The 19,149-nt window shown below is 52.3% G+C and carries 24 protein-coding genes; 16 read left to right on the top strand and 8 right to left on the bottom strand.

What is annotated here, in order from left to right:
* The first annotated feature begins 57 nt into the window (after window positions 1-57).
* The 7 genes from NK662_RS06885 (at window position 58) to NK662_RS06855 (ending at window position 6,230) form a co-directional block, all read left to right on the top strand.
* Window positions 58-1,281, top strand: coding sequence for an ammonium transporter (locus tag NK662_RS06885; protein WP_254758525.1), 1,224 nt, complete (start codon window positions 58-60; stop codon window positions 1,279-1,281).
* A gap of 15 nt (window positions 1,282-1,296) precedes the next feature.
* Window positions 1,297-1,662 (top strand): P-II family nitrogen regulator, encoded by a 366-nt coding sequence (locus NK662_RS06880; protein ID WP_254758180.1) that lies wholly within the window; start codon window positions 1,297-1,299, stop codon window positions 1,660-1,662.
* A gap of 176 nt (window positions 1,663-1,838) precedes the next feature.
* On the top strand, window positions 1,839-2,591 hold the full coding sequence (locus NK662_RS06875; protein ID WP_254758179.1) for a carotenoid biosynthesis protein: 753 nt from the start codon (window positions 1,839-1,841) through the stop codon (window positions 2,589-2,591).
* Complete coding sequence (locus NK662_RS06870) at window positions 2,588-3,265, top strand: lysophospholipid acyltransferase family protein (protein WP_254758178.1); 678 nt, start codon at window positions 2,588-2,590, stop codon at window positions 3,263-3,265. Before NK662_RS06875 ends, NK662_RS06870 begins: the two co-directional genes overlap by 4 nt.
* Window positions 3,262-4,368 carry a glycosyltransferase family 2 protein gene (locus tag NK662_RS06865; protein ID WP_254758177.1) on the top strand — a complete coding sequence of 369 codons (1,107 nt, stop codon included), beginning with the start codon at window positions 3,262-3,264 and terminating at the stop codon, window positions 4,366-4,368. The genes NK662_RS06870 and NK662_RS06865 overlap by 4 nt, the downstream gene beginning before the upstream one ends.
* Window positions 4,365-5,837 (top strand): phytoene desaturase family protein, encoded by a 1,473-nt coding sequence (locus NK662_RS06860; protein WP_254758176.1) that lies wholly within the window; start codon window positions 4,365-4,367, stop codon window positions 5,835-5,837. Before NK662_RS06865 ends, NK662_RS06860 begins: the two co-directional genes overlap by 4 nt.
* A gap of 207 nt (window positions 5,838-6,044) precedes the next feature.
* On the top strand, window positions 6,045-6,230 hold the full coding sequence (locus tag NK662_RS06855; protein ID WP_254758175.1) for a hypothetical protein: 186 nt from the start codon (window positions 6,045-6,047) through the stop codon (window positions 6,228-6,230).
* 41 nt (window positions 6,231-6,271) lie between these two features.
* Here the strand turns inward: NK662_RS06855 and NK662_RS06850 are convergent, their stop codons facing one another.
* Window positions 6,272-6,760 carry a GNAT family N-acetyltransferase gene (locus NK662_RS06850; protein ID WP_254758174.1) on the bottom strand — a complete coding sequence of 163 codons (489 nt, stop codon included), beginning with the start codon at window positions 6,758-6,760 and terminating at the stop codon, window positions 6,272-6,274.
* Between the two features lie 191 nt (window positions 6,761-6,951).
* Between NK662_RS06850 and NK662_RS06845 the strand changes: the two genes are divergently transcribed.
* Entirely contained in the window at window positions 6,952-7,908 is a 957-nt protein-coding gene (locus NK662_RS06845; RefSeq protein ID WP_254758173.1) for an MBL fold metallo-hydrolase, read from the top strand.
* A 51-nt stretch (window positions 7,909-7,959) separates the two neighbouring features.
* Here NK662_RS06845 and NK662_RS06840 read toward each other — a convergent pair whose 3' ends face one another.
* The 4 genes from NK662_RS06840 to asnB form a co-directional block, all read right to left on the bottom strand.
* Window positions 7,960-8,817: a phytoene/squalene synthase family protein gene (locus NK662_RS06840; RefSeq protein WP_438503598.1), complete on the bottom strand. Its 858-nt coding sequence runs from the start codon at window positions 8,815-8,817 to the stop codon at window positions 7,960-7,962.
* Window positions 8,789-10,273: a phytoene desaturase family protein gene (locus tag NK662_RS06835; RefSeq protein ID WP_254758172.1), complete on the bottom strand. Its 1,485-nt coding sequence runs from the start codon at window positions 10,271-10,273 to the stop codon at window positions 8,789-8,791. The genes NK662_RS06840 and NK662_RS06835 overlap by 29 nt, the downstream gene beginning before the upstream one ends.
* Window positions 10,270-11,769: a phytoene desaturase family protein gene (locus tag NK662_RS06830; protein WP_254758171.1), complete on the bottom strand. Its 1,500-nt coding sequence runs from the start codon at window positions 11,767-11,769 to the stop codon at window positions 10,270-10,272. Before NK662_RS06830 ends, NK662_RS06835 begins: the two co-directional genes overlap by 4 nt.
* Window positions 11,770-11,980: 211 nt before the next feature.
* Window positions 11,981-13,828, bottom strand: coding sequence for an asparagine synthase (glutamine-hydrolyzing) (gene asnB / locus NK662_RS06825; RefSeq protein ID WP_254758170.1), 1,848 nt, complete (start codon window positions 13,826-13,828; stop codon window positions 11,981-11,983).
* A 277-nt stretch (window positions 13,829-14,105) separates the two neighbouring features.
* Between asnB and NK662_RS06820 the strand changes: the two genes are divergently transcribed.
* Window positions 14,106-14,660, top strand: a complete 555-nt coding sequence (locus NK662_RS06820; RefSeq protein ID WP_254758169.1) for a DUF2777 family protein — start codon at window positions 14,106-14,108, stop codon at window positions 14,658-14,660.
* Window positions 14,661-14,716: 56 nt separating this feature from the next.
* On the opposite strand, the gene NK662_RS06815 is transcribed toward NK662_RS06820, so the two are convergent.
* Together NK662_RS06815 and NK662_RS06810 are read right to left on the bottom strand one after the other, a co-directional pair.
* Window positions 14,717-15,097 carry a YisL family protein gene (locus NK662_RS06815; protein ID WP_254758168.1) on the bottom strand — a complete coding sequence of 127 codons (381 nt, stop codon included), beginning with the start codon at window positions 15,095-15,097 and terminating at the stop codon, window positions 14,717-14,719.
* Between the two features lie 156 nt (window positions 15,098-15,253).
* Complete coding sequence (locus tag NK662_RS06810; protein ID WP_254758167.1) at window positions 15,254-16,156, bottom strand: fumarylacetoacetate hydrolase family protein; 903 nt, start codon at window positions 16,154-16,156, stop codon at window positions 15,254-15,256.
* 259 nt (window positions 16,157-16,415) lie between these two features.
* On the opposite strand from NK662_RS06810, the gene NK662_RS06805 reads away from it, so the two are divergent.
* The 7 genes from NK662_RS06805 to NK662_RS06775 all read left to right on the top strand — a co-directional run bounded on the left by NK662_RS06805 (window position 16,416) and on the right by NK662_RS06775 (window position 18,805).
* Window positions 16,416-16,583 (top strand): aspartyl-phosphate phosphatase Spo0E family protein, encoded by a 168-nt coding sequence (locus NK662_RS06805; protein ID WP_254758166.1) that lies wholly within the window; start codon window positions 16,416-16,418, stop codon window positions 16,581-16,583.
* Window positions 16,584-16,792: 209 nt separating this feature from the next.
* Window positions 16,793-17,014 (top strand): spore germination protein, encoded by a 222-nt coding sequence (locus NK662_RS06800; protein WP_254758165.1) that lies wholly within the window; start codon window positions 16,793-16,795, stop codon window positions 17,012-17,014.
* A gap of 15 nt (window positions 17,015-17,029) precedes the next feature.
* Window positions 17,030-17,269, top strand: a complete 240-nt coding sequence (locus NK662_RS06795) for a spore germination protein GerPB (RefSeq protein ID WP_254758164.1) — start codon at window positions 17,030-17,032, stop codon at window positions 17,267-17,269.
* Window positions 17,270-17,308: 39 nt separating this feature from the next.
* The gene (gerPC, locus tag NK662_RS06790) at window positions 17,309-17,926 is read left to right on the top strand and encodes a spore germination protein GerPC (protein ID WP_254758163.1); all 618 of its coding nucleotides are present in this window, start codon (window positions 17,309-17,311) and stop codon (window positions 17,924-17,926) included.
* A 6-nt stretch (window positions 17,927-17,932) separates the two neighbouring features.
* Window positions 17,933-18,127 (top strand): spore germination protein GerPD, encoded by a 195-nt coding sequence (locus NK662_RS06785; protein WP_254758162.1) that lies wholly within the window; start codon window positions 17,933-17,935, stop codon window positions 18,125-18,127.
* A 12-nt stretch (window positions 18,128-18,139) separates the two neighbouring features.
* Window positions 18,140-18,583 (top strand): spore germination protein GerPE, encoded by a 444-nt coding sequence (locus NK662_RS06780; protein ID WP_254758161.1) that lies wholly within the window; start codon window positions 18,140-18,142, stop codon window positions 18,581-18,583.
* A 6-nt stretch (window positions 18,584-18,589) separates the two neighbouring features.
* A complete protein-coding gene (locus NK662_RS06775) occupies window positions 18,590-18,805 on the top strand; it encodes a spore germination protein (protein WP_254758160.1) in 216 nt (71 codons plus the stop codon).
* Window positions 18,806-18,839: 34 nt separating this feature from the next.
* Here the strand turns inward: NK662_RS06775 and hlpB are convergent, their stop codons facing one another.
* Window positions 18,840-19,145: an HNH nuclease-like protein HlpB gene (hlpB, locus tag NK662_RS06770; protein ID WP_254758523.1), complete on the bottom strand. Its 306-nt coding sequence runs from the start codon at window positions 19,143-19,145 to the stop codon at window positions 18,840-18,842.
* Between the last annotated feature and the right edge of the window lie 4 nt (window positions 19,146-19,149).

Genomic DNA, 19,149 nt, shown 5'->3' with positions numbered 1-19,149 from the left:
TAAGGCTTTGGCACTTGTACATGGGAAAAAGAAATGGGGGAATGAAGCATGGAAGGAATCAATATGGGAGATGCAGTGTTTCTATTCGTATCTACAGTCATGGTTATGATCATGACACCAGGTCTGGCATTGTTTTATGGGGGCATGGTCAAAAGCAAAAATGTCTTGAGCACCACGATGCACAGCTATGCGGCCATGGCCGTCATCTCCGTCCTTTGGATTTTAGTCGGCTACTCATTGGCCTTTGGTCCGACATGGCACGGCTTGATCGGCAGCCTGGATTGGGCCGGATTACAAGGGGTCTCCTTCGAGCCAAATCCGGACTACAGTGCGACTGTACCGCACAACCTGTTCATGATGTTCCAGCTGATGTTTGCTGTTCTGACACCGGCGCTCATTTCCGGCGCTTTCGCGGAACGGATGAAGTTTTCCGCCTTCCTCGTATTTATGATTGTTTGGGCACTCCTTGTCTATGCGCCGCTGGCTCATTGGGTATGGGCAGTCGGCGGCTGGATCCGTGAGCTGGGCGCATTGGACTTTGCCGGCGGCAACGTCGTCCACATTTCCTCCGGTGTTGCCGGCCTTGTACTCGCTCTCTTCCTGGGAAAACGAAAGGATGCACAGCTGTCCGCCCCGCATAATCTGCCGTTTACCGTCCTTGGCGCAGCTCTCCTCTGGTTCGGCTGGTTCGGTTTTAACGTCGGCAGTGCCTTGACCTTGAATGACGTAGCTTTAACTGCCTTCATTAACACAAACACCGCCGCCGCGGTTGCCGCCATCTCCTGGGTTGTCTGCGAATGGATCATAACGAAGAAGCCAACCATGCTAGGCGCTGTCAGCGGCGCTGTTGCCGGCCTTGTTTCCATCACGCCGGCCTGCGGCTTTGTCACTCCGCTTTCTGCTATCGCCATCGGCCTGCTGGGAGGCGCCATCTGCTACTTCGCCGTCTTCTTCCTGAAGCGCAAGTTCGGCTATGATGATGCACTCGATGCCTTTGGCTGCCACGGAGTCGGCGGCACTTGGGGCGGGATTGCGACAGGCCTGTTCGCCACCAAATCGGTCAACAGCGCTGGTGCTGACGGCTTATTCTACGGTGATGCCGCGCTGCTCGGCAAGCAATTGATTGCCATCTGTGCAACGTACGCCTTCGTGGCGCTGGCAACCTTCGTAATCATCAAGGGAATCAGCCTGTTCATGGCAGTGCGGGCAAATGAAGAGGAAGAAGTGCTTGGCCTGGACATTACGATGCACGGCGAGAAAGCGTATCACGAAAGCCTGTAAGAGAGGAGTGGCGAGATGAGCGACAAGCTGACAAAGATTGAAATTATTACCCGTCCGACAAAGTTTGATGAGCTGAAAGCAGAGCTGGCCAAAATCGGCGTAAGCGGCATTACGGTCTCCAATGTGCTTGGCTGCGGCCTGCAAAAGGGTCTTACGCAAATTTACCGCGGCACCGCAAGGCAGATTGATATGCACGAACGCATTAAAATAGAAATCGTCGTCTGCAAGGTTCCGGTCCAAAGTGTGGTGGATGTGGCCAAACGGGTGCTGCGCACCGGCAAGCCGGGTGACGGCAAAATCTTTATCTATGAAATTGCCAATGCGATTAAGATCCGCACCGGCGAGGAAGGCTGCGATGCCTTACAGAATGACGAAGCATAATAGAAAAGCTGAGCGCGGGCTGTCCCTGCTCAGCTTTTTTTGCCGGTGAAACGTTATACGGATGCTGCCTGTCTACTATACTTGAAACAAGAAGCCCTTCGCCTCTTATACATATACTTATACAAAAATTGAAAAAAGGTTGTAAACACCCTTATAATAAAGGTGGGTGAAAACATATGTGGGAATCAAGAGTATTTCAATTTTTTATAGTTTGGTATATATGCGGCGTCATTCTATTAAGCTTGGACGCGCTGCCGCCCTGGCTGGAATGGGCCAATGTCGTCTTTCTTATGCTGGCCGGATCGCTTGGCGTGATTTATTTCTGCCAGTCCTACGGCACACGAAAAGGATTGCTTGCGTCACTTGTCATTTTCACCGTGTCGATGTACACCGAGTACCTGGGCACCACACACGGCTTGATTTTTGGAAAATATGTATATACGACAGATTTTGGACTGCTGCTGTTTGGCGTACCCTTTACCATCGGCTTTGCCTGGCTGCTCGTCATGAGCACCTCGCATGCCCTCCTGCAGGTCATTCGGCCGCCGGGGCTGCTGTTGCACGCGGTATACGGAGGCATCATTGCTGTGGTAATGGATCTTGTGCTTGATCCTGTTTCTTTTAAAGTCAAAAACTATTGGGTTTGGCAGGACAGCGGGGCCTATTACGGCATCCCTGCGCAAAACTTTGTCGGCTGGTTCCTCGTGGCGGCTGTGCTCCATCTGTTTTTGTACCGCTATTTGCAAAACGGCCGGACGGAGGACCATCCTGTGTGGCACAAGCGCATGATCCTTCTGTATCTGCTCATTCTTGCCATGTTCATGCTGCTGGCATCGCTGGCGCACATGTATTTGGCTGTTGCCATGACCGGCATGGGCCTTCTTATTATCATATCCCACTACCTGTGGAGACGGAGAGTGACATCATGATTCCAGCAGCACCGTCGCGGCTGTTTCAATTTTGCTTTCATCAGTATAACCGCCGGCTGTTTGCGCGCAGCTTTGCCGGCATTTGGGTGCACCGGGATTCACTGGCTGCCCCTCCCCCATCCGCCCTGTTCATCCTGAACCACAGCTCCTGGTGGGACGGCCTTGTCTGCTTCCATCTGAACCGCTTGCTGTTCGGACACAGCAGCTACTATATGATGCACGAAACAGGCCTGCGGCAATATCCGCTGTTCCGGCGGCTCGGTGCATTTTCGGTGAACCGTGACAATCCAAAGGATGTGCTGCAGTCCCTGCAATACAGCGTGAAGCGGCTGCAGGAAGGCGGCAGCATCTGGATGTTTCCACAGGGAGATGAAATGCATCTGGAGCTGCGGCCGCTTGGCTTCCTGCCGGGCTTCCTCTATTTGGCGGAAAAGGCGACGAATATCCCTGTTATTCCGATTGCACTCTATTATTCCTTCCTCCATCAGCAAAGGCCGGAGCTGTTTGTCAAAATCGGCCAGCCTCTTTCCCTGCCGGCAGGCAGCTCACGGGCGGAACGGGCCAAGCTCGCAGAGGAGGCTTTTACCGCAGGGCTGGATGATGTGCGCCGTGCGGTCGTGGCAGAAAACATGGAAGCTTTTATCCCCTTGCAGGATTGGAAGTGGGAGTCATGAGCCTTCTCTTTTGGCTGCTTCTTGGCAGTTCTCTCTTTCTGCTGATCTGGACGGTCTGCAATTCTCTCTTTCTGCCGGCTTTGGGGCGGCGCAGCCTGCGGGAGCAGCCGCTTGTTACGATTCTCGTGCCGATGCGCAATGAGGCACGCAACGCGGCCGCGCTGATTCAAACCATCCAGCAGCTGCGCTATCATAATTTTGAGTGCATCATCCTCGATGACCAATCTACGGATGATACGTGGCACATTTTACAGCAGACCTCCCTCCACGACCCGCGCTTTCGCCTCATTCAGGGCGGGCCGCTGCCGAAGCAATGGGTCGGCAAGGTGCATGCCTGCCATCAGCTGAGCACACATGCAAACGGAGAATACCTGTTGTTTTTGGATGCCGACATTCGGCTGCAGCCGGACACCATCGAGCAGGCGCTTTCCCTGCTGCAGGCGCGCCAGGCCAAGCTGCTGACCGGATTTCCCGCGTTTCCGGTGGACACGCTGCTTGGCCGCCTGCTTGTGCCGATGCAGCACTTTGTCATCTACACGCATTTGCCGGTGCTGCTGGCCAACCACACCTTATGGAAAAGCGCAACGGCGGCGCACGGGGCCTTCATGCTGTTTGAACGGCAGGCCTATGAAGAAATCGGCGGACACCGCGCCGTGCATGCCTCTCTTGTGGAGGATGTGCACATGGCCCGTCGGATGAAGGAGCAAGGGCACCGGGTGCTTTTGGCAAACGTTACCTCGCATGTATCCTGTTATATGTACGAGACAAACCGGGAGGCCTGGGAAGGCTTTGCCAAAAACATTTTCACCGGCCTCGGCCGGTCTGTGCCGCTGGTGATTGGCATGACATGCTTTTACGTGCTTTTGTACCTGCTGCCGTTTGCACTGTTGCCACTCAGTCTTCTGTACGGGCCGCTGCTCCTGCTGCCGGCGCTGCTGCTGTGGCTGCAGCGGCTGTATATTGATTATGATACGCGGCAGCAGCTTTGGCTCTTCCTGTCCCAGCCGCTGGCCATCATCGCTCTCATTGCCATCATGAATTACTCCATGTATTTGGCACTGCTGAAAAAAAGCTACTATTGGAAGGGACGGACGTACTCATGAAACAAGCAATTGTCATCGGCGGCGGCCTCGGCGGTTTGGCTGCCGCCATTACGCTGCAGCACCGCGGGCTCCAGGTGACCATACTCGAGAAAAACAGCCACTTTGGCGGCAAGCTCATGCCGGTGCAGCTCGGCAGCCATTATTTTGATTTTGGCCCAAACACCATTACCATGCCGCATATTTTCAAGCGCGTCATTGAGCAAACCGGCGAACGCGCGGAGGACTATTTCGAGCTGCAGCGTCTCTCTGTCCATACCCGCAACATATTTTCAGATGGCAGCCATTTCGATTTCACTAGCAGCCGTGAGGACATGCTGCGGCAGTTGGCTGGCTGCGATCCGTTTGCCGCAAAGTCCTATGATGCCTTTTTGCAGGAGGTGCAGCGCTTGTACGAACTGTCGGAGGCACACTTCCTGCCACGCCTCTTCACCTCCTGGCGGGACTATCTCTCGCCGTCGCTCGGCAAGGCGCTGCTGCAGGTGCGGCCGCTGCAGTCACTGGATGCCTTCTTCCGAAAGTATTTCCGGAACGAAAACCTGCTGCAGGCGATGAACCGCTATGCCACCTATATCGGATCTTCTCCGTATGCCGCACCGGCCACATTTGCCATGATTGCCCACTTGGAGCTGTCGGAAGGTGTGTATTATGTAAAAGGAGGCAACGCCCGGATTGCGGCAGCCTATGCGGAGGTGGCCCGAAAGCTCGGGGCCGATCTGCGCCCGGATACCGAGGTCCGCTCTGTTCTCACGGAAAACGGACAAGCAACCGGGGTCGTGACTGCGGACGGGGAGACACTGCGGGCGGATGTGGTTGTCATGAATGCCGACCTGCTCCGTGCCTATCCGGAGCTCGTGGAGGAAGAATACCGCCCGCACTTTTCCAATGCCAAGGCGGCTGGGTATGAGCCTTCTATTTCCGCATTTGTCGTGCTGGCCGGCCTGAAGATCCGCAACGAGGGCCTGCTGCACCATAATGTCTTCTTCTCAGATGACTACCAGCGGGAGTTTACCGAGCTGTTTGCAAATGGCGGCTACGCCGAACATCCAACCATCTATGTCTGCAATTCCTCCTATACAGATCCGTCTGTTTCGCCGGATGGCGATAACCTATTCATTCTGGTGAACGCGCCTTCCACGAAAAAGCGGCAGGTGCACGGGCAGGCAGAGCAGTATAAGGAGCATATCTATGACATTCTGGAGAGCAAAGGCATCCGCATTCGGGAGCATCTCGTAACCGAGAAAATCATTGCGCCGCCTGACATTGAAAGCATGTTCGGCGCCCACAAAGGCGCGCTGTACGGCATTTCCTCCAACAAGCGCGCGAATGCCTTCCTGCGGCCATTCAACCGCTCACAGGACATCCGCAACCTGTACTTTGTCGGCGGCACGACCCATCCCGGCGGCGGTTCGCCCATGGTGACGATCAGCGGGCTGAATGTGGGAGAAGCAATTGCGGGAAAAATATTCTGATTTCTCCTGTACATTCTCTCCTGATATGCTAGAATGGATGTATCTAAAGGGGAGTAGCGTCGGACCTATCCGAAGCAAAGTCGTCATGACATGGGCACGTCCCATCGGCTTTGCTGGCACACTTTGTGTTTAGCAAGACCTTTACCAGCACTGGTAAGGGTCTTTTTTGCGTCCTTGCCCGTGTCAAACTATATTGGAGGAATCACTATGGCAGAAATCAAACGAAGCAAGCTTTCTGTATTTTCAACTGTTCTCTTCATCGTATTGTTTACCGGCAACACGATTTTGAAATTTACACAAGGACAAACAGCCCTGAGCATTCTGTTCGCTGTCATTACGATCCTCTATGTTGCCGTCACCCTATCCGACCTGCGCCCGCCCCGAGGCAAGTAGCCACGGCAAAAAGCGCCGGTTCATTCCGGCGCTGCTTCGCTTTATACGGAAAATGTCTGCACCACGCAAAGCTCATTGTCAATTTCCCTGTTTTCTTCCTCATACAGAATCCGGTTCCGGTCGTAGACGGACCGCCAAAACTGCACGGCCCGCTCATTCGCCTGCAGCTGCATGACGCAGAAGGTGCCGCTTTTCTTCTTGAACAGCTCCTTCACCGCCTGGTGGGCGATGCCTTTGCCGCGGTATGCGCGCAGCATGAACAGGTCATTGAGACAGTAGTCTGTGCCCGGCTTTGTGAACGGCGGCAGGGCCACCAGCAAAAAGCCGACGCAGCGTCCCTCATACTGAATCAGGTACGGCTGCAGCTCCGATTTTTCGCCAATGAGGCAAAAGCCGCCAAACTCGAACAGACCCTGCTCATTCATAAATAAGGAGTCTGTATAGGCTGACAGTTCATGCAGATATAACGAATATAGGTTTTTCAGCAGCTCGGCCTGCTCTGGCCATACCGGCTGTAGCGTCACACTCATCCTCATTCCCCCTTAATCGTTTTTTACTGTATGAATTCCCTGCAGGTGATGGGAAATCCTGTATTCAAGCAAAGAAAAGATAAGGAATCCTCCAAAGAATTCCAGCAAACAGTTAATTGGAAAATATATGTATCTCCTTCTTTTTTAATGCTATGATAAAAATGTGATTTCTATATAAAGGGGGGTAAGGGATGAATAAACAAGCCGTCACACTTATAGAATACGGGCATTTCCGGCTGACCGAGGCTGCTGACGGTGTATTTGCGGCCATTTCCATCCCCGGCACAGGATCAGTGGGGAACGCGGCCATCATTGACCTGGGGGAGGAGACATTGATTGTTGACACCTTCACCACGATCGGGGCGGCAGAAGAGCTGCAGGAAGCGGCCATCCGCCTTACCGGCAAGGCAGCTTCCTATGTGGTCAACACGCATTGGCACAGTGACCATACAAGCGGCAATCAAGTATTTGTTCCGAAGGCGCAAATCATTTCCACATCTGCTGCACGGGAGATCATGCGTACATTCGGCAGGCAGCGATTGCAGAACCAGCTGGCGGATCCGGATGCTGTATATCAAGCACTGGATGGGCTCCAAGGCAGTATACAAAAGGAAACAGATGAAAGGCTGAAGCAGGAAATGCAATGGGAGCATGCCAGCGACCTTCAGTACATGGATATGCTTCCTGATCTCGTCTATACACTGCCGAACGTAACCTTTGAACAGAAGCTCAGCCTTCACGGCAGCAAGCGGACTGCAGAGGTTCTTACATACGGAGGAGGACATACGCAGAGCGATGCATTTGTGTATCTCCCTGAGGAAAAAGTGGCTGTCATGGGTGATTTGGTGCTTGCCAAGCATCATCCTGTCCTGCTGCATGCCAACCCGCAGGAATGGCTTCACATTTTGGAACAGGTCGAACAGCTCGACATTGAAACGATCATACCGGGGCATGGCGAAGTGTGCTCCGTGCGGGAGCTTCACGAGATTAAGGGCTACATACGCGAGATTACGGCACTGGTGGCGGAAGCAATCCGCAGCAAAGGCGGCATAGATGGAATTGCAGTGCCAAAAGCCTACCGGGACTGGTATTTTGCCACTTACTTTAAGTCGAATCTGCAAAAGATTCATAGCTTGCTCAGCCAATAGACTGTCGCGTTATCCAGAAACCATGGGAAAAGTCCGGACAATTGTCCGGACTTAAATGACTTCCCGTTCCTTCTCCTTCATCAGCGCAAGAATTTCCTGCTTCGCTTCATCTGTTACATAATGCTTCTGCCCGAATACCGTGTATCCCTGTTTCCGGATTTCCGGCAAAATTGCGCGGTACAGACGGGCCGCCCCTTCCACCGGCAAACGGGAAGTGAGCGGATACAGATGCATACTCGCCAGCGCTTCCTCATACAGCACCTCTGCCCGCCTTGCCAAGTCCTCCCACAACGTGATAAAGGCTGTATTTACCTCCCCTGCCTGCAGGCTCCCGGCAGTGTATCCATGCAGCTCCAGCAGCTCGGCCGGCACATAAATCCGCCCGCGCTCCCAATCCTCGCCGATGTCGCGCAGGATGTTCGTAATCTGCATGGCCAACCCGAGCGCAATCGCCCCCGGCTTCAGCTGCACCGCCTGCTTGGGCGCCAGAATCGGCAGCAGCATGAGCCCGACCGTGCTGGCCACATGGTAGCTGTAATCCAGCAGCTCTTCATAGGCTTCATATCTCATTTTCACCAAATCCATCCGCTGGCCGGCAATCATTTCCCAAAATGGCTGCGGGTCCATCTCAAAGCGGCGGAACACATCCTCCAGCGCGACCCACATCGCATTTCCCCTGCTGAAGCTGCCGGACAAAAAGGCGCGGAACTCCGCTTCAAACTGAGCCAGCTCTCTTAAAGCATCCTGGCCTTCATCCACAATATCGTCCACTGTCCGGCAAAATGTATATACAGCCCAAACTGCATTTCTTTTCTCCCTTGGCAGCAGGGAAAAGGCTTTATAGAATGTCTTCGAATGCTCCATAATCACCTGCTGGCATTCACGATAAGCGTACTCCAATGGAATCAAGCGGTTCCTCTCCTTTTTGCCGCATCCGGCTTTGTAAAATGGCTTCTGCAGCCAGCTTTGCTCCTTGCATGACAATGGGAATGCCGCCGCCGGGATGAACGGAGGCCCCGGCAGCATATACATTTTCGTACGGCAGCGGCTTGGCCTGCGGCCGGAACGCCCCGGACTGAAACAGAATCGGCGCGATGCCGAAGCTGCCGCCGCCGAACATTCCTTCCCGCTGGGCCTCCTGCGGTGTTTTCACCTGCATCCACTCGATGTGCCGCCGCAGATCCGGAAAGCCGCGCTGCTCCATGCTGTCCAAAATCTGTTCGATAAACTCCGGATGCGCCGACCAATCGATTTCTCCTGACGGCACCGGCACCAGTGTATACATGACGCTTTTTCCCGGCGGGGCAAGTGTTTCATCAATCAGGGACGGATGAAACACATAGAAGGATGGATCCGCCGGAACTTCCTTCGTCTGAAACACCTGCTTCATATGCTCCTCCATGCTGCGGCCCATGAAAAATTGATGCACCTGCGCCTCCTCATACAGCCGGTCCAGCCCCAAATACAGCAGCACGCAGCCGGAGGACGGAGTATAGCTCTTCTTCGCCTCTTCGCCAAACAGCGGCAGCATGGTCGGATAGTCTCCGTTTAACAGCACCGCGTCAAACGGATGAAACGCTCCATTTACCTCCAAGCCGGCTGCCTTGCCATTTTCAATCGGCACACGTGTCACAGCTGCGTTACACATGATACGGACACCGGACTCCTCCAGCTTGCGCCGCAGCAGCTCCACCAGGCTGGCATAGCCGCCTTTTACATACCAGATGCCATATTCATGTTCACTGAAGGAAACGAGACTGTAAATAGCCGGTGTATCCCCCGGATTGCCGCCAATGTACAGTGTCTGCAGGGCATAGGCATCCTGCAGCCGTTCATCCTGAAAATAGTGGGCCATCATTTTTCTGGTAGACTGATACGCGCGCAGGCGGATCAATGTTTTCACATTTTCATAGGTGAAAAAGTCCCGCTTCTGTAAAAAGGAACGCTCCAAAAACGCCGGCTTTCCTGTGGTAAAACGGACGCGCATATCCTGCATGAACCGCTGGAATCCTGTTACATCTCCGGGAAACACACGCGCAAGCTCCTGCAGCTGCCGCTCCATATCCGTATATTTGGTATATGTAGTCCCGTCCTGATAGTGAATCGTATATAGCGGATCACATAAAACCAATTCGAGCTCTTCCTTGGCCACACCTGCCTCCGCTAAAATGCCGCGGATCATATCCGGCAGCAGCACAATGGTCGGACCCTCGTCGATGCGGCAGCCATCCCGCTCCACAAAGGAGAGACGGCCGCCCAGCTTATAAGACTTTTCAAAAATTGTAATTTCATAGCCTTTACGCGCCAGCAGCAGAGCAGCCACCATGGCGCCAACTCCGCCGCCAATCATTCCAATCCGGTTCATGGCTGCATCACCGCCTGCTTCACTGTCTCTTCGGCAATCAGGCGGGTCGTAATTTTTGCAGATTCAAGAATGGTAGGAAGTCCGCTGCCGGGATGCGTGCCCCCGCCGACGAGCCAGCAGTTCTCCAGCTCTTCAAACCGGTTATGCGGCCGCAAATGCATCATTTGCGTCAGCTGATGGCCGAGATTGAAGGTGGCACCCTCGTACACATACAGGTCCTCTTCCCAGGTTTTGGGTGTAATTATGTGCTCGACTTCAATATGCTCCTCCAAATCTGTCAATCCGGCTTTTTCCGCCAGCGTGCGCAGCACAAGAGAGCGGAACTCCCGCTTTTGCACCTCCCAGTCAATGCCGCTCCTATTGTTCGGAACCGGCGCCAGGATGTACAGCGTCGATTTTCCTTCCGGCGCGAGTGTCGGGTCCGTTACGCAGGCATTTTGCACATAAATAGAAGGATCATCTGACAAAAGCATAGTTTTTGTAATATCTTCCACGTTCTTCTTGTAATCCTTTGCAAATACAATCGTATGGTGCGGCAGGTCGTACTGCTTGTTTAAGCCAAGATACAGCATAAAGGTCGAGCAGGAATATTTCTTCCGCTTCAGCTTTTCCGGGCTGTGCTTTTTCAGCACACCTGGCTCCACCAGCTTTGTCATCGCATGGGCGAAGTCAGCATTGATGACCACCTCATCCGCCAGCACACGCCCGCCATTTTCCAGCAGGACACCCTTTACCTCACTGCCATCGAGCAGCAGCTGCTTCACGCCAGTTCCAAGATGAATGCGGCCGCCATGCTCCTCCGTTACCCGCGCCATGGCATGCGACAGCTGATTGACACCGCCGATTGGATGGAAAATGCCATACGCATGCTCCATATAAGACAGGATGGAGAAGGCGCCCGGGCACTCCCACGGCGACATGCCCAAATATTTTGCCTGGAACGTAAACGCCAGCTTCAGCCGCTCATCCGTGAAATAGTCTGATAGAACATCGTACAGACTTTTAGAAAGAGAGAGATGCGGCAGAGCCTTCAGCACGCGCCGGCTGAGGTAGTCGCTCCACTTGTCCATCGGATTTTGCAGAATCGGCGTCATCATCGCCAGCTTCTTCTCATTTTCCGCCATAAACTTTCGATATCCTGTCTCATTGCCGGGAAAATGCTCCGCAATCCGCTGCTCCATGGCTTCTTCATCACGCGTCATCCTCAGGCGCATATCATCAAAAATGAGCTCATACATTTCTGTCAGCTCGCGCATATCCAAATAATCCTCTGTGCGCCGTCCCGCCATCTCAAACAATTCACTCACCAGCTGCGGCATGCTGAGGAAGGTCGGGCCAATATCGAAGGTGTACCCGCCAAGCCGTAAAGCTCCATTCCGCCCGCCAATATATGGCTGCTTCTCGTACACATCCACCTCATAGCCCTTCGCTGCCAGCAGCATGGATGCCGCCAAGCCGCCAGGCCCTGCTCCAATTACAACCACCTTTTTGCTCATCGCTTCAATCTCCCGTCCATTTTATTGTATAACTTTAGTTATACATTACTTATACAAACATTATATATAATCCTATTCGGTAACTCAATGAAAATGCATCTTGTCCATTTCTTAAATATATTTCCATTTTCATAGGAAAAGAGATAGAAGTAATATTAAATATCGGACAATGGTTCGAACACAAAAAAAGACAGCCCCGGCTTGGGCTGTCTTACTCGCGAATTTGAATGCCGTACTCTTTAAACCATACATGAATTTGCGCCAAATGGGCCAGCAGCTGCGGTCCCGTCATCAGCTGTCCGTACCAAGGCACCGTGAACACCTTGCCCTCTGTCGTAATCAGCTCCTGCAGCTGCGACTGGTCAAAGAACACATGCAGCATGGAGTCCTTCTCCTGCAGCAGCTCGCTCAGCCAGCCTGTAACAGCTTTCGTATAATGCGGATTGTGCGTTTTTGGATACGGGCTCTTCTTCCGATAGAGAATATCATGCGGCAGCACATCCTCCAGCGCCTTGCGCAGCAGACCCTTCTCACGCCCTTCGTGCATCTTCATTTCCCATGGAATGTTCCACACATACTCGACCAGGCGGTGGTCTGCAAACGGAACACGCACCTCAAGGCTCGCCCCCATGCTCATCCGGTCTTTCCGGTCCAAAAGGGTCGTCATGAACCAGACCATGTTCAGGTAGAACAGCTCACGGCGCTTTGCATCCGCTTCGCTCTCTCCCTCCAGCACCGGTGTTTCCAGCACCGTTTCGTCATAGCGCTGCTGCACATACTCACGCAGCTTCAGCTTTTCGCGCCACTCCTGCTTCAGCAGGCCTTCGCGTGCTGCAGTGGAGCGCATCCACGGAAAATTATTGGATTGCATCGCATCCGTGCGGTAAAACCATGGATAGCCGCCGAAAATTTCGTCGGCGCACTCGCCGGATAAGCTCACAACAAAGTCTTTTTTAATTTCACGGCAGAACCAAAGCAGCGAGGAATCCACATCGGCCATACCAGGCAGATCACGGACAATGACCGCTTCTCGCAGATGCTCTGCCAGCATTTCATTGGAGATGACACAGCGATGATGCTGGGTGCCGAATGTCTGGCTCATGAGGTCAATGAACGGCGCGTCGGAGTTTGGCTGGAAGGCATTGGATTGGAAATATTTATCGTTGTCCTCATAATCGATGGAATAAGTGTGCAGCGCCGGCTTGTTGTCATTCTGATACGCCATGGCAGCGAAGGCTGTGATGGCACTGGAATCTACGCCGCCAGACAAAAAGGTGCAAAGCGGCACATCAGATACGAGCTGTCGTGTGATGGCGTCCTGTAAGAGAAAACGCACCTTCTGTACCGTTTCCTCAAAGCTGTCCGTATGCGGCATGCTTTTCACGTTCCAGTAGCGCCATACCTTCAGGCCGTCCTTTGTGAATGTCAGCGCATGAGCAGGCCGAAGCTCCTGCACGCCGGCAAACACACCATGCCCTGGACTTCTTGACGGTCCTAGGCCGAATACCTCTGCGAGCCCCTCATAAGTAACTGCCGCCTCTACATCGGGATGCTTTAGGATCGCCTTCAATTCAGAGCCAAATAACAGGCGGCCGTCATCCTCCTTGTAAAAAAGCGGCTTTACGCCAAGGCGGTCACGGGCAATGAACAGCTTTTCCTTTTGCTCATCCCATACGGCAAACGCAAAAATGCCGTTCAGATGCTCGACACAGTCCTCCCCCCACTCTATATAAGAGGTAAGAAGCACCTCTGTATCAGAATGCCCCTGGAACGTATATCCCTTTTGCAGCAGCACTTTGCGAATATCTTCTGTATTATATAGCTCACCGTTGTAGCAAATCGTATAAGTATTCTCATGCTTAGCGCGGGTCATCGGCTGTCTTCCGCCAACCGGATCCACCACCACAAGCCGTTTATGTCCAAAAGCCGCATGCTTTGTTGTCCACACATTTGTATCATCTGGTCCCCGCTTGGCCAAGGTTTCCGCCATTGCTGCGACGGTTTCCTTCTCCTCAAGCAGTGAGCGCCGGAAATCCGCCCATCCTGTAATTCCACACATAGCAATCATCTCCTCTGTCTAAGCTCCGATAACTTCGCAACTATTGCAAGTTGGTTTCATTCTATGCCCGCCCACTGTCCCCGGTGCATCTCAGTTATAAATCTCCCAAGCTGTGTCTATAACTAGAAAAGCGAAACCGGCTCGTTCAGCTCACCGAAGGGAGGTTCCGGACCCTAAAAAGCGCTTTTTTGCTTTTTATGGGGCCGGGGTCTCCCTGGCGGACGGCTGCCCTGCTCCATTTCATACAAAACCAACGGCACATTACAAGGAGGACAATATGCAAAACCGCTACAGCATCCTGCGAAACCAGGCGCGCGCCCATACAATCGGCAGCGTTGAATACATGAATGAGGAATGGATTTTCTTTGATGAAGAGACTGATGAAGCAGCGCTGCTGTCAGATGTCATAGATGATACATTTGAAATTTTATACAACAACCACTGGCTGCCCGCCCGCTTCTACGAGCAAAACACGCTGAAAATTGAAAATGAGCCGCATGTGCTGCAGGACGGGGAATTGGTCCGCGTCCGCAAGAAACTGCCGCTCGTGTATGAAGAGCTGCTGAAGGAGCTTTCGGAAGAGGCCTTCTTAGGCCTAAGCAGCCTGCTGCAGGAGTTCGATTACTCCCTTTATGATTGTATTTACTGTCATAACAGTTTATTCTTTCAGCCCGGCAACCGCACACGGCAAGGGGTAAACTTTGTCATCTATGATAATGGCGACCGGATTTGTTCTCTGCATCATTTCTTCATTCGGGACAAACAGAATGGCAAAGACGAATTTCAGCTGGTACGGGCAGACGGCACACGCAAGTCATGGACACCAAACTAAAAAAGAACCGCTGCCGGACTGTACCAGGAAGGAACAGTTCAGCAAGCGGTTCTTTTTCATCCAAACGGATGGAAAATCTGGAAGCCCTGCGGCAGGCTCAGTCCAAGGAAGACTGCTGCAACGAAGCCTACTGCCAGCAAAAGCCAAACAGGTGCGAGGCTCTTGCCTTTTCTCGTACGGATAAGCACCATTTCCATGCCGCCAATTACCAAAATACCCGCAAGAGACTTCAGGCCGTACCACATATGCATATTGCCTGTCAAATACTTGGAAACATTCATATACAGCATCAAACCGGTCGCAATAATGAGAATATACAGTAAGCGAACGATCATATGCAGCATTTTCGCTTTGCCATTGCGGTTGCTGTACATAGCGCGCGCCACAAAGAACAGGATCAGCCCGATCACCCAGGCTGTAATGTGAGCGTGTGTCATAGGCGGAAAATACCTCCTTATAAGTCTTGGGATTTCTCCTTGTCCCATCATACCATGGGCAGGCGCTTTCACGAAATGATTCGTTTTTTTCCACTTTTGATTTGGGACAATTTTGTGAACAAAAACGAAAAAGCACGCATACGCGTGCCCACCCATCTACTTCACTGTATTGCACAGCGTTCCAATGCCTTCTACCGTAACCTCCACCCGGTCCCCGCTTTTGAGGAAGCGCGGCGGCTTCATGCCCTTGGCAACCCCTGCCGGCGTGCCGGTGGCAATGACATCGCCAGGCTCCAAAGTCATGCCTTGGCTCAATACAGAAATAATATCAGCAATGGAAAACAGCATCTGGGAGGTATCAGAGGACTGCCTGATTTCCCCGTTCACCTTCGTTTCAATTGCCAGCTGCCCCGCATCCCGAATGGCAGAATGATGCACCAGGAACGGCCCCATCGGGCAAAAGGTGTCAAAGCTCTTGCCGAGGAAGAATTGCTTGTGCCTGCTTTGTACATCACGGGCTGTGACATCATTAACAATCGTGTAGCCAAAAATGTATGCGCCCGCTTCCTCGGGACGAATTCCTTTTCCCTTTTTCCCGATCACGACAGCAAGCTCGCCTTCATAATCCAGTTCATTCGTCAAATGTGAGTAGCTATGAATACACTCCTCCTGCCCAATGACCGTGGCCGGCGCTTTCGTGAAAAAAATGAGATGCTCCGGCACTTGACCGGTGCTGCTCATTTCCATCACATGCTCCCGATAATTTTTGCCGACACATACAATGTTTTTGCGCGGCCGCGGAATGGGCGCCAGCAGCTTTACCTCTGCCAGAGCATAGCTTCCTGCAGGCTCGTCCTGTTCCAAAGCCCAGCTCCAAATCTGGGCAGCCTCGCGGACAAACGCTTCCCCCTTCTCCAAGCACTCAATCATGGTAATCGGCAGCTTTGCTTTGCCGCTCATGGCCTTTTGCGCCTCCCGCAAATGGATGACAAGCTGCCGCTGTTCATCTGCCAGTCCCACGAATACCCGTTCCGCATGCTTCGCCGTTACAAACTTCATCGTCCCACTCCCCCGCGAAAACCGTTACTGTACATTGTAATTCGGAGTATGCGGGAAAATTCCTTCTTCATCCGCCGAAATTATACAAACTTCTCCCTTTCCTGTCGCATACAGGATAATATATTGGGAAAGCTTGTAGAAATTCCACTTCTTTTATCGAAAGCATTTCTTTTTTATGTCATTTCTGTATAATATGAACTAAAGAAAGGGTAACGGTGTTGTACTCTTTACAAATTATTAAAGAGATGGAGCAAAGCCTATGTTCGAACAAGCCATTGAAAAAAAGCGTAAAAAAATGAGATACTTGGCTGAACGATATGGGATGACAGCCAAACAGACTGTTACCTGCAGCCAAGAGCTGGACAGGCTGTTGAACGTTATCTTGCTATTGCAACTGCACGACAACATCGATCACCAAAGCATGTAAGGCGCACTTCCCGGAGGTGCGTCTTTTTCGTGCTTTCATATAGGGAGCTGGAGGCGGCCTTCCGCTTTTCTTGATGTCCGGCTTCAGCAGCCAGCCATCTGCCAGGGAGAACCTACTGGTTACACTTTTCTTTATTTTACTGGCACATTCCGGGGCAAACGTCCATAGAATGTATATAAGAATCTGTATCATGAAAGGTGTTTGCCCATATGCCAGCTGTCGTAGGAAGTGTCACCATTGTCAATATCGGATCCAGCGGCGTCTTTCATATTGGCGATGTATTCGCCATCCGTCCGATCAGTCAGGCGAGAACCTTTGCCGGCGCCGGTTCCTTTAACGTAGGTGAAGTTGTTTCTGTATACAACTACCAAAATACTACAAGCGTCAATGATAATGATGTGGTGGATCAGCCAATCTTCAATAACTACTAAATGGGGGTGCATAGCTTGAATTTTTATGTTCATCAAAGCATCATCATCCATAACCTGCGTGTCGGAAGCGTCACCACTTCATCCGTATTCCAAATCGGCAGCTCCGGCTCCATTAAGGCCTTGTCCAAATTCTCCAATACAGGAGGGTTTACGGAGCCGGCACGGCCATTGAAGGCAAAGGGACAAATCATTTCCTCCATCGCAGCCGGCAACCCGACAAGCAACGAGGTGCCGCCGCAGCCGGAAAATAGATAGGGCCTTTGATCTATACTCCCTGTTAAGGAGGTCTCCAATATGAATCAAGACGTATATGCGTATTTGCAGCAGCTGCAGCACACCCTCCAGCAGCAACAGCAGCGGCTTCTGGAGCTGGAGGCCACAGTCGGGCGGCTGACAGCCGAGCTCGAGGATTTCAGACGCAACCCGCCTGCTTCCATTGGAAGAGTAGAGTATAAATTTGATCAGCTGAAGGTGGAGAATCTGAACGGCACCTTGACAATCGGGCTCACCCCCTTCCAGGGAGGCGGAGACCCGGCCATTGAAGATTTTGACATAGCGACCGAGCAGCTGCAGGTCAATCCGGAAATTGAAGTGAATCCGGATTTTTATCAGGACATTATCCAGGTTGTCCAACGTTACTTAGATGAAGAGGCCTACGGCCGCATTCTCCAGCTCGAGGGAGAACAGCGGACCGTCTTGGATGATATGTACCGGCAGATGATGATTGATGATATTAAAAAGCAGATTGAGCACCGGCTGCCTTACTATCTGTCACAGGTGCAGCCTTATCCGGAAATCACGCGGAATCCGGCGCACCTGAAGGAGTACATCATCCAGCAGATGAAGCTGGATATTGATAAGGCGTTCCTGGCTTTCATCCAGCATGTTCCCCATAATATGCGAAAGGAGTGACCGCACTTGAACTATACAGTGGTCAATCACGAAATTAAAATTGGCAGCATTAGAGCCATCGGGGTATCCGCAGCTGCTCTTTTCATCGTGGGAGATGCCAACTTTCTTGTCATGTCCTCCATTCTCGACACACCGCCTGAGTCCATCGGCACAGGCCCATTCGTGCCTATTGTATTTGACCTGCCGGCCACACCGGGATAAGGAGAGGACATGATGCAGCGCCACGTTTCAGTTGTCGGCAATATTACCTTGCTTTCCATAGGCCTTGGAAGCACGCTTCAAATTGGCGATACAAATTTCCTGCTGCTTCGCAGCCGGGCTATCGCTGTCCAGCGTGAGCTGCCGATTTACAGGGGAAATGAGATTGAGTTCAGCGATTTCGATGTTTTTACAGATACGGACCTCACCGTCCCCAAACGGGTGACCGATGTCCGGATGAACGTCGTGAACGTCAATCCGTTTCTCCATGTGGGCTCGCTTGAATTTTCCAGCACTGAAAACTCCGCGGTCATTCATATTGGCTCTGTAGAGTATGGGCAAAGCAACTCCCGCATTCATCAAATCCGGCAATATATGGCCGAGGATGAAACCGAGGAAGCATCCGTGCCCGCTCCCGCATATAATGCAACTACCCATAATCCTTACAGAAGCAGGTGAGAACCCATGCCATCCTTTGTGGGAAGCGTATTAGTCCAAAACAGCAACGGCTCCTTCAATCTCGGCGACTTCTATAATGTGTCGCCGAAGGAAAATGCCAAAGCATTTAATGGCTCCGGCGCATCCAATGTCGGTCTTGTTGTCAGCACATTCAATGGTGTGAATGCGACCAATACTTTGGATCCGGATGTAGCAGATCAGAACCAGACTGCCACCCTATAAAACGAGAGAAGACGCCGGCTTGGCGTCTTCTTGTTTATCTTCCCTTTTGCTTTCGTTCATTTGATTTCCGCGTGCGCACCTGCTTCGAGGAAGGCTGCTTCTGCACCCATTTGATATAGGCCGCAATTTTCGGATCATCCTTCAGCAGCTCCACCGTATCCAGGCGGACGGCCAGCTCTGTGTTTGTATATAAAGCGTGGATCTGCTTATGGCACGGAATGCACAAATTGGCCGTTGGCATAAAGGTGCCGCCCAGTTCCTTTGGCGTCAGATGGTGCACTGTCAGCTCCAAATCCTCCCGGCCGCACAGCTCGCACGTTCCCACCAGCTTTTTTCCCATTGCA

It is taken from the genome of Ectobacillus ponti (assembly GCF_024294785.1).
Classification (GTDB): domain Bacteria; phylum Bacillota; class Bacilli; order Bacillales; family Bacillaceae_G; genus Ectobacillus; species Ectobacillus ponti.
This window is presented reverse-complemented; position numbering and strand designations above follow the sequence as displayed.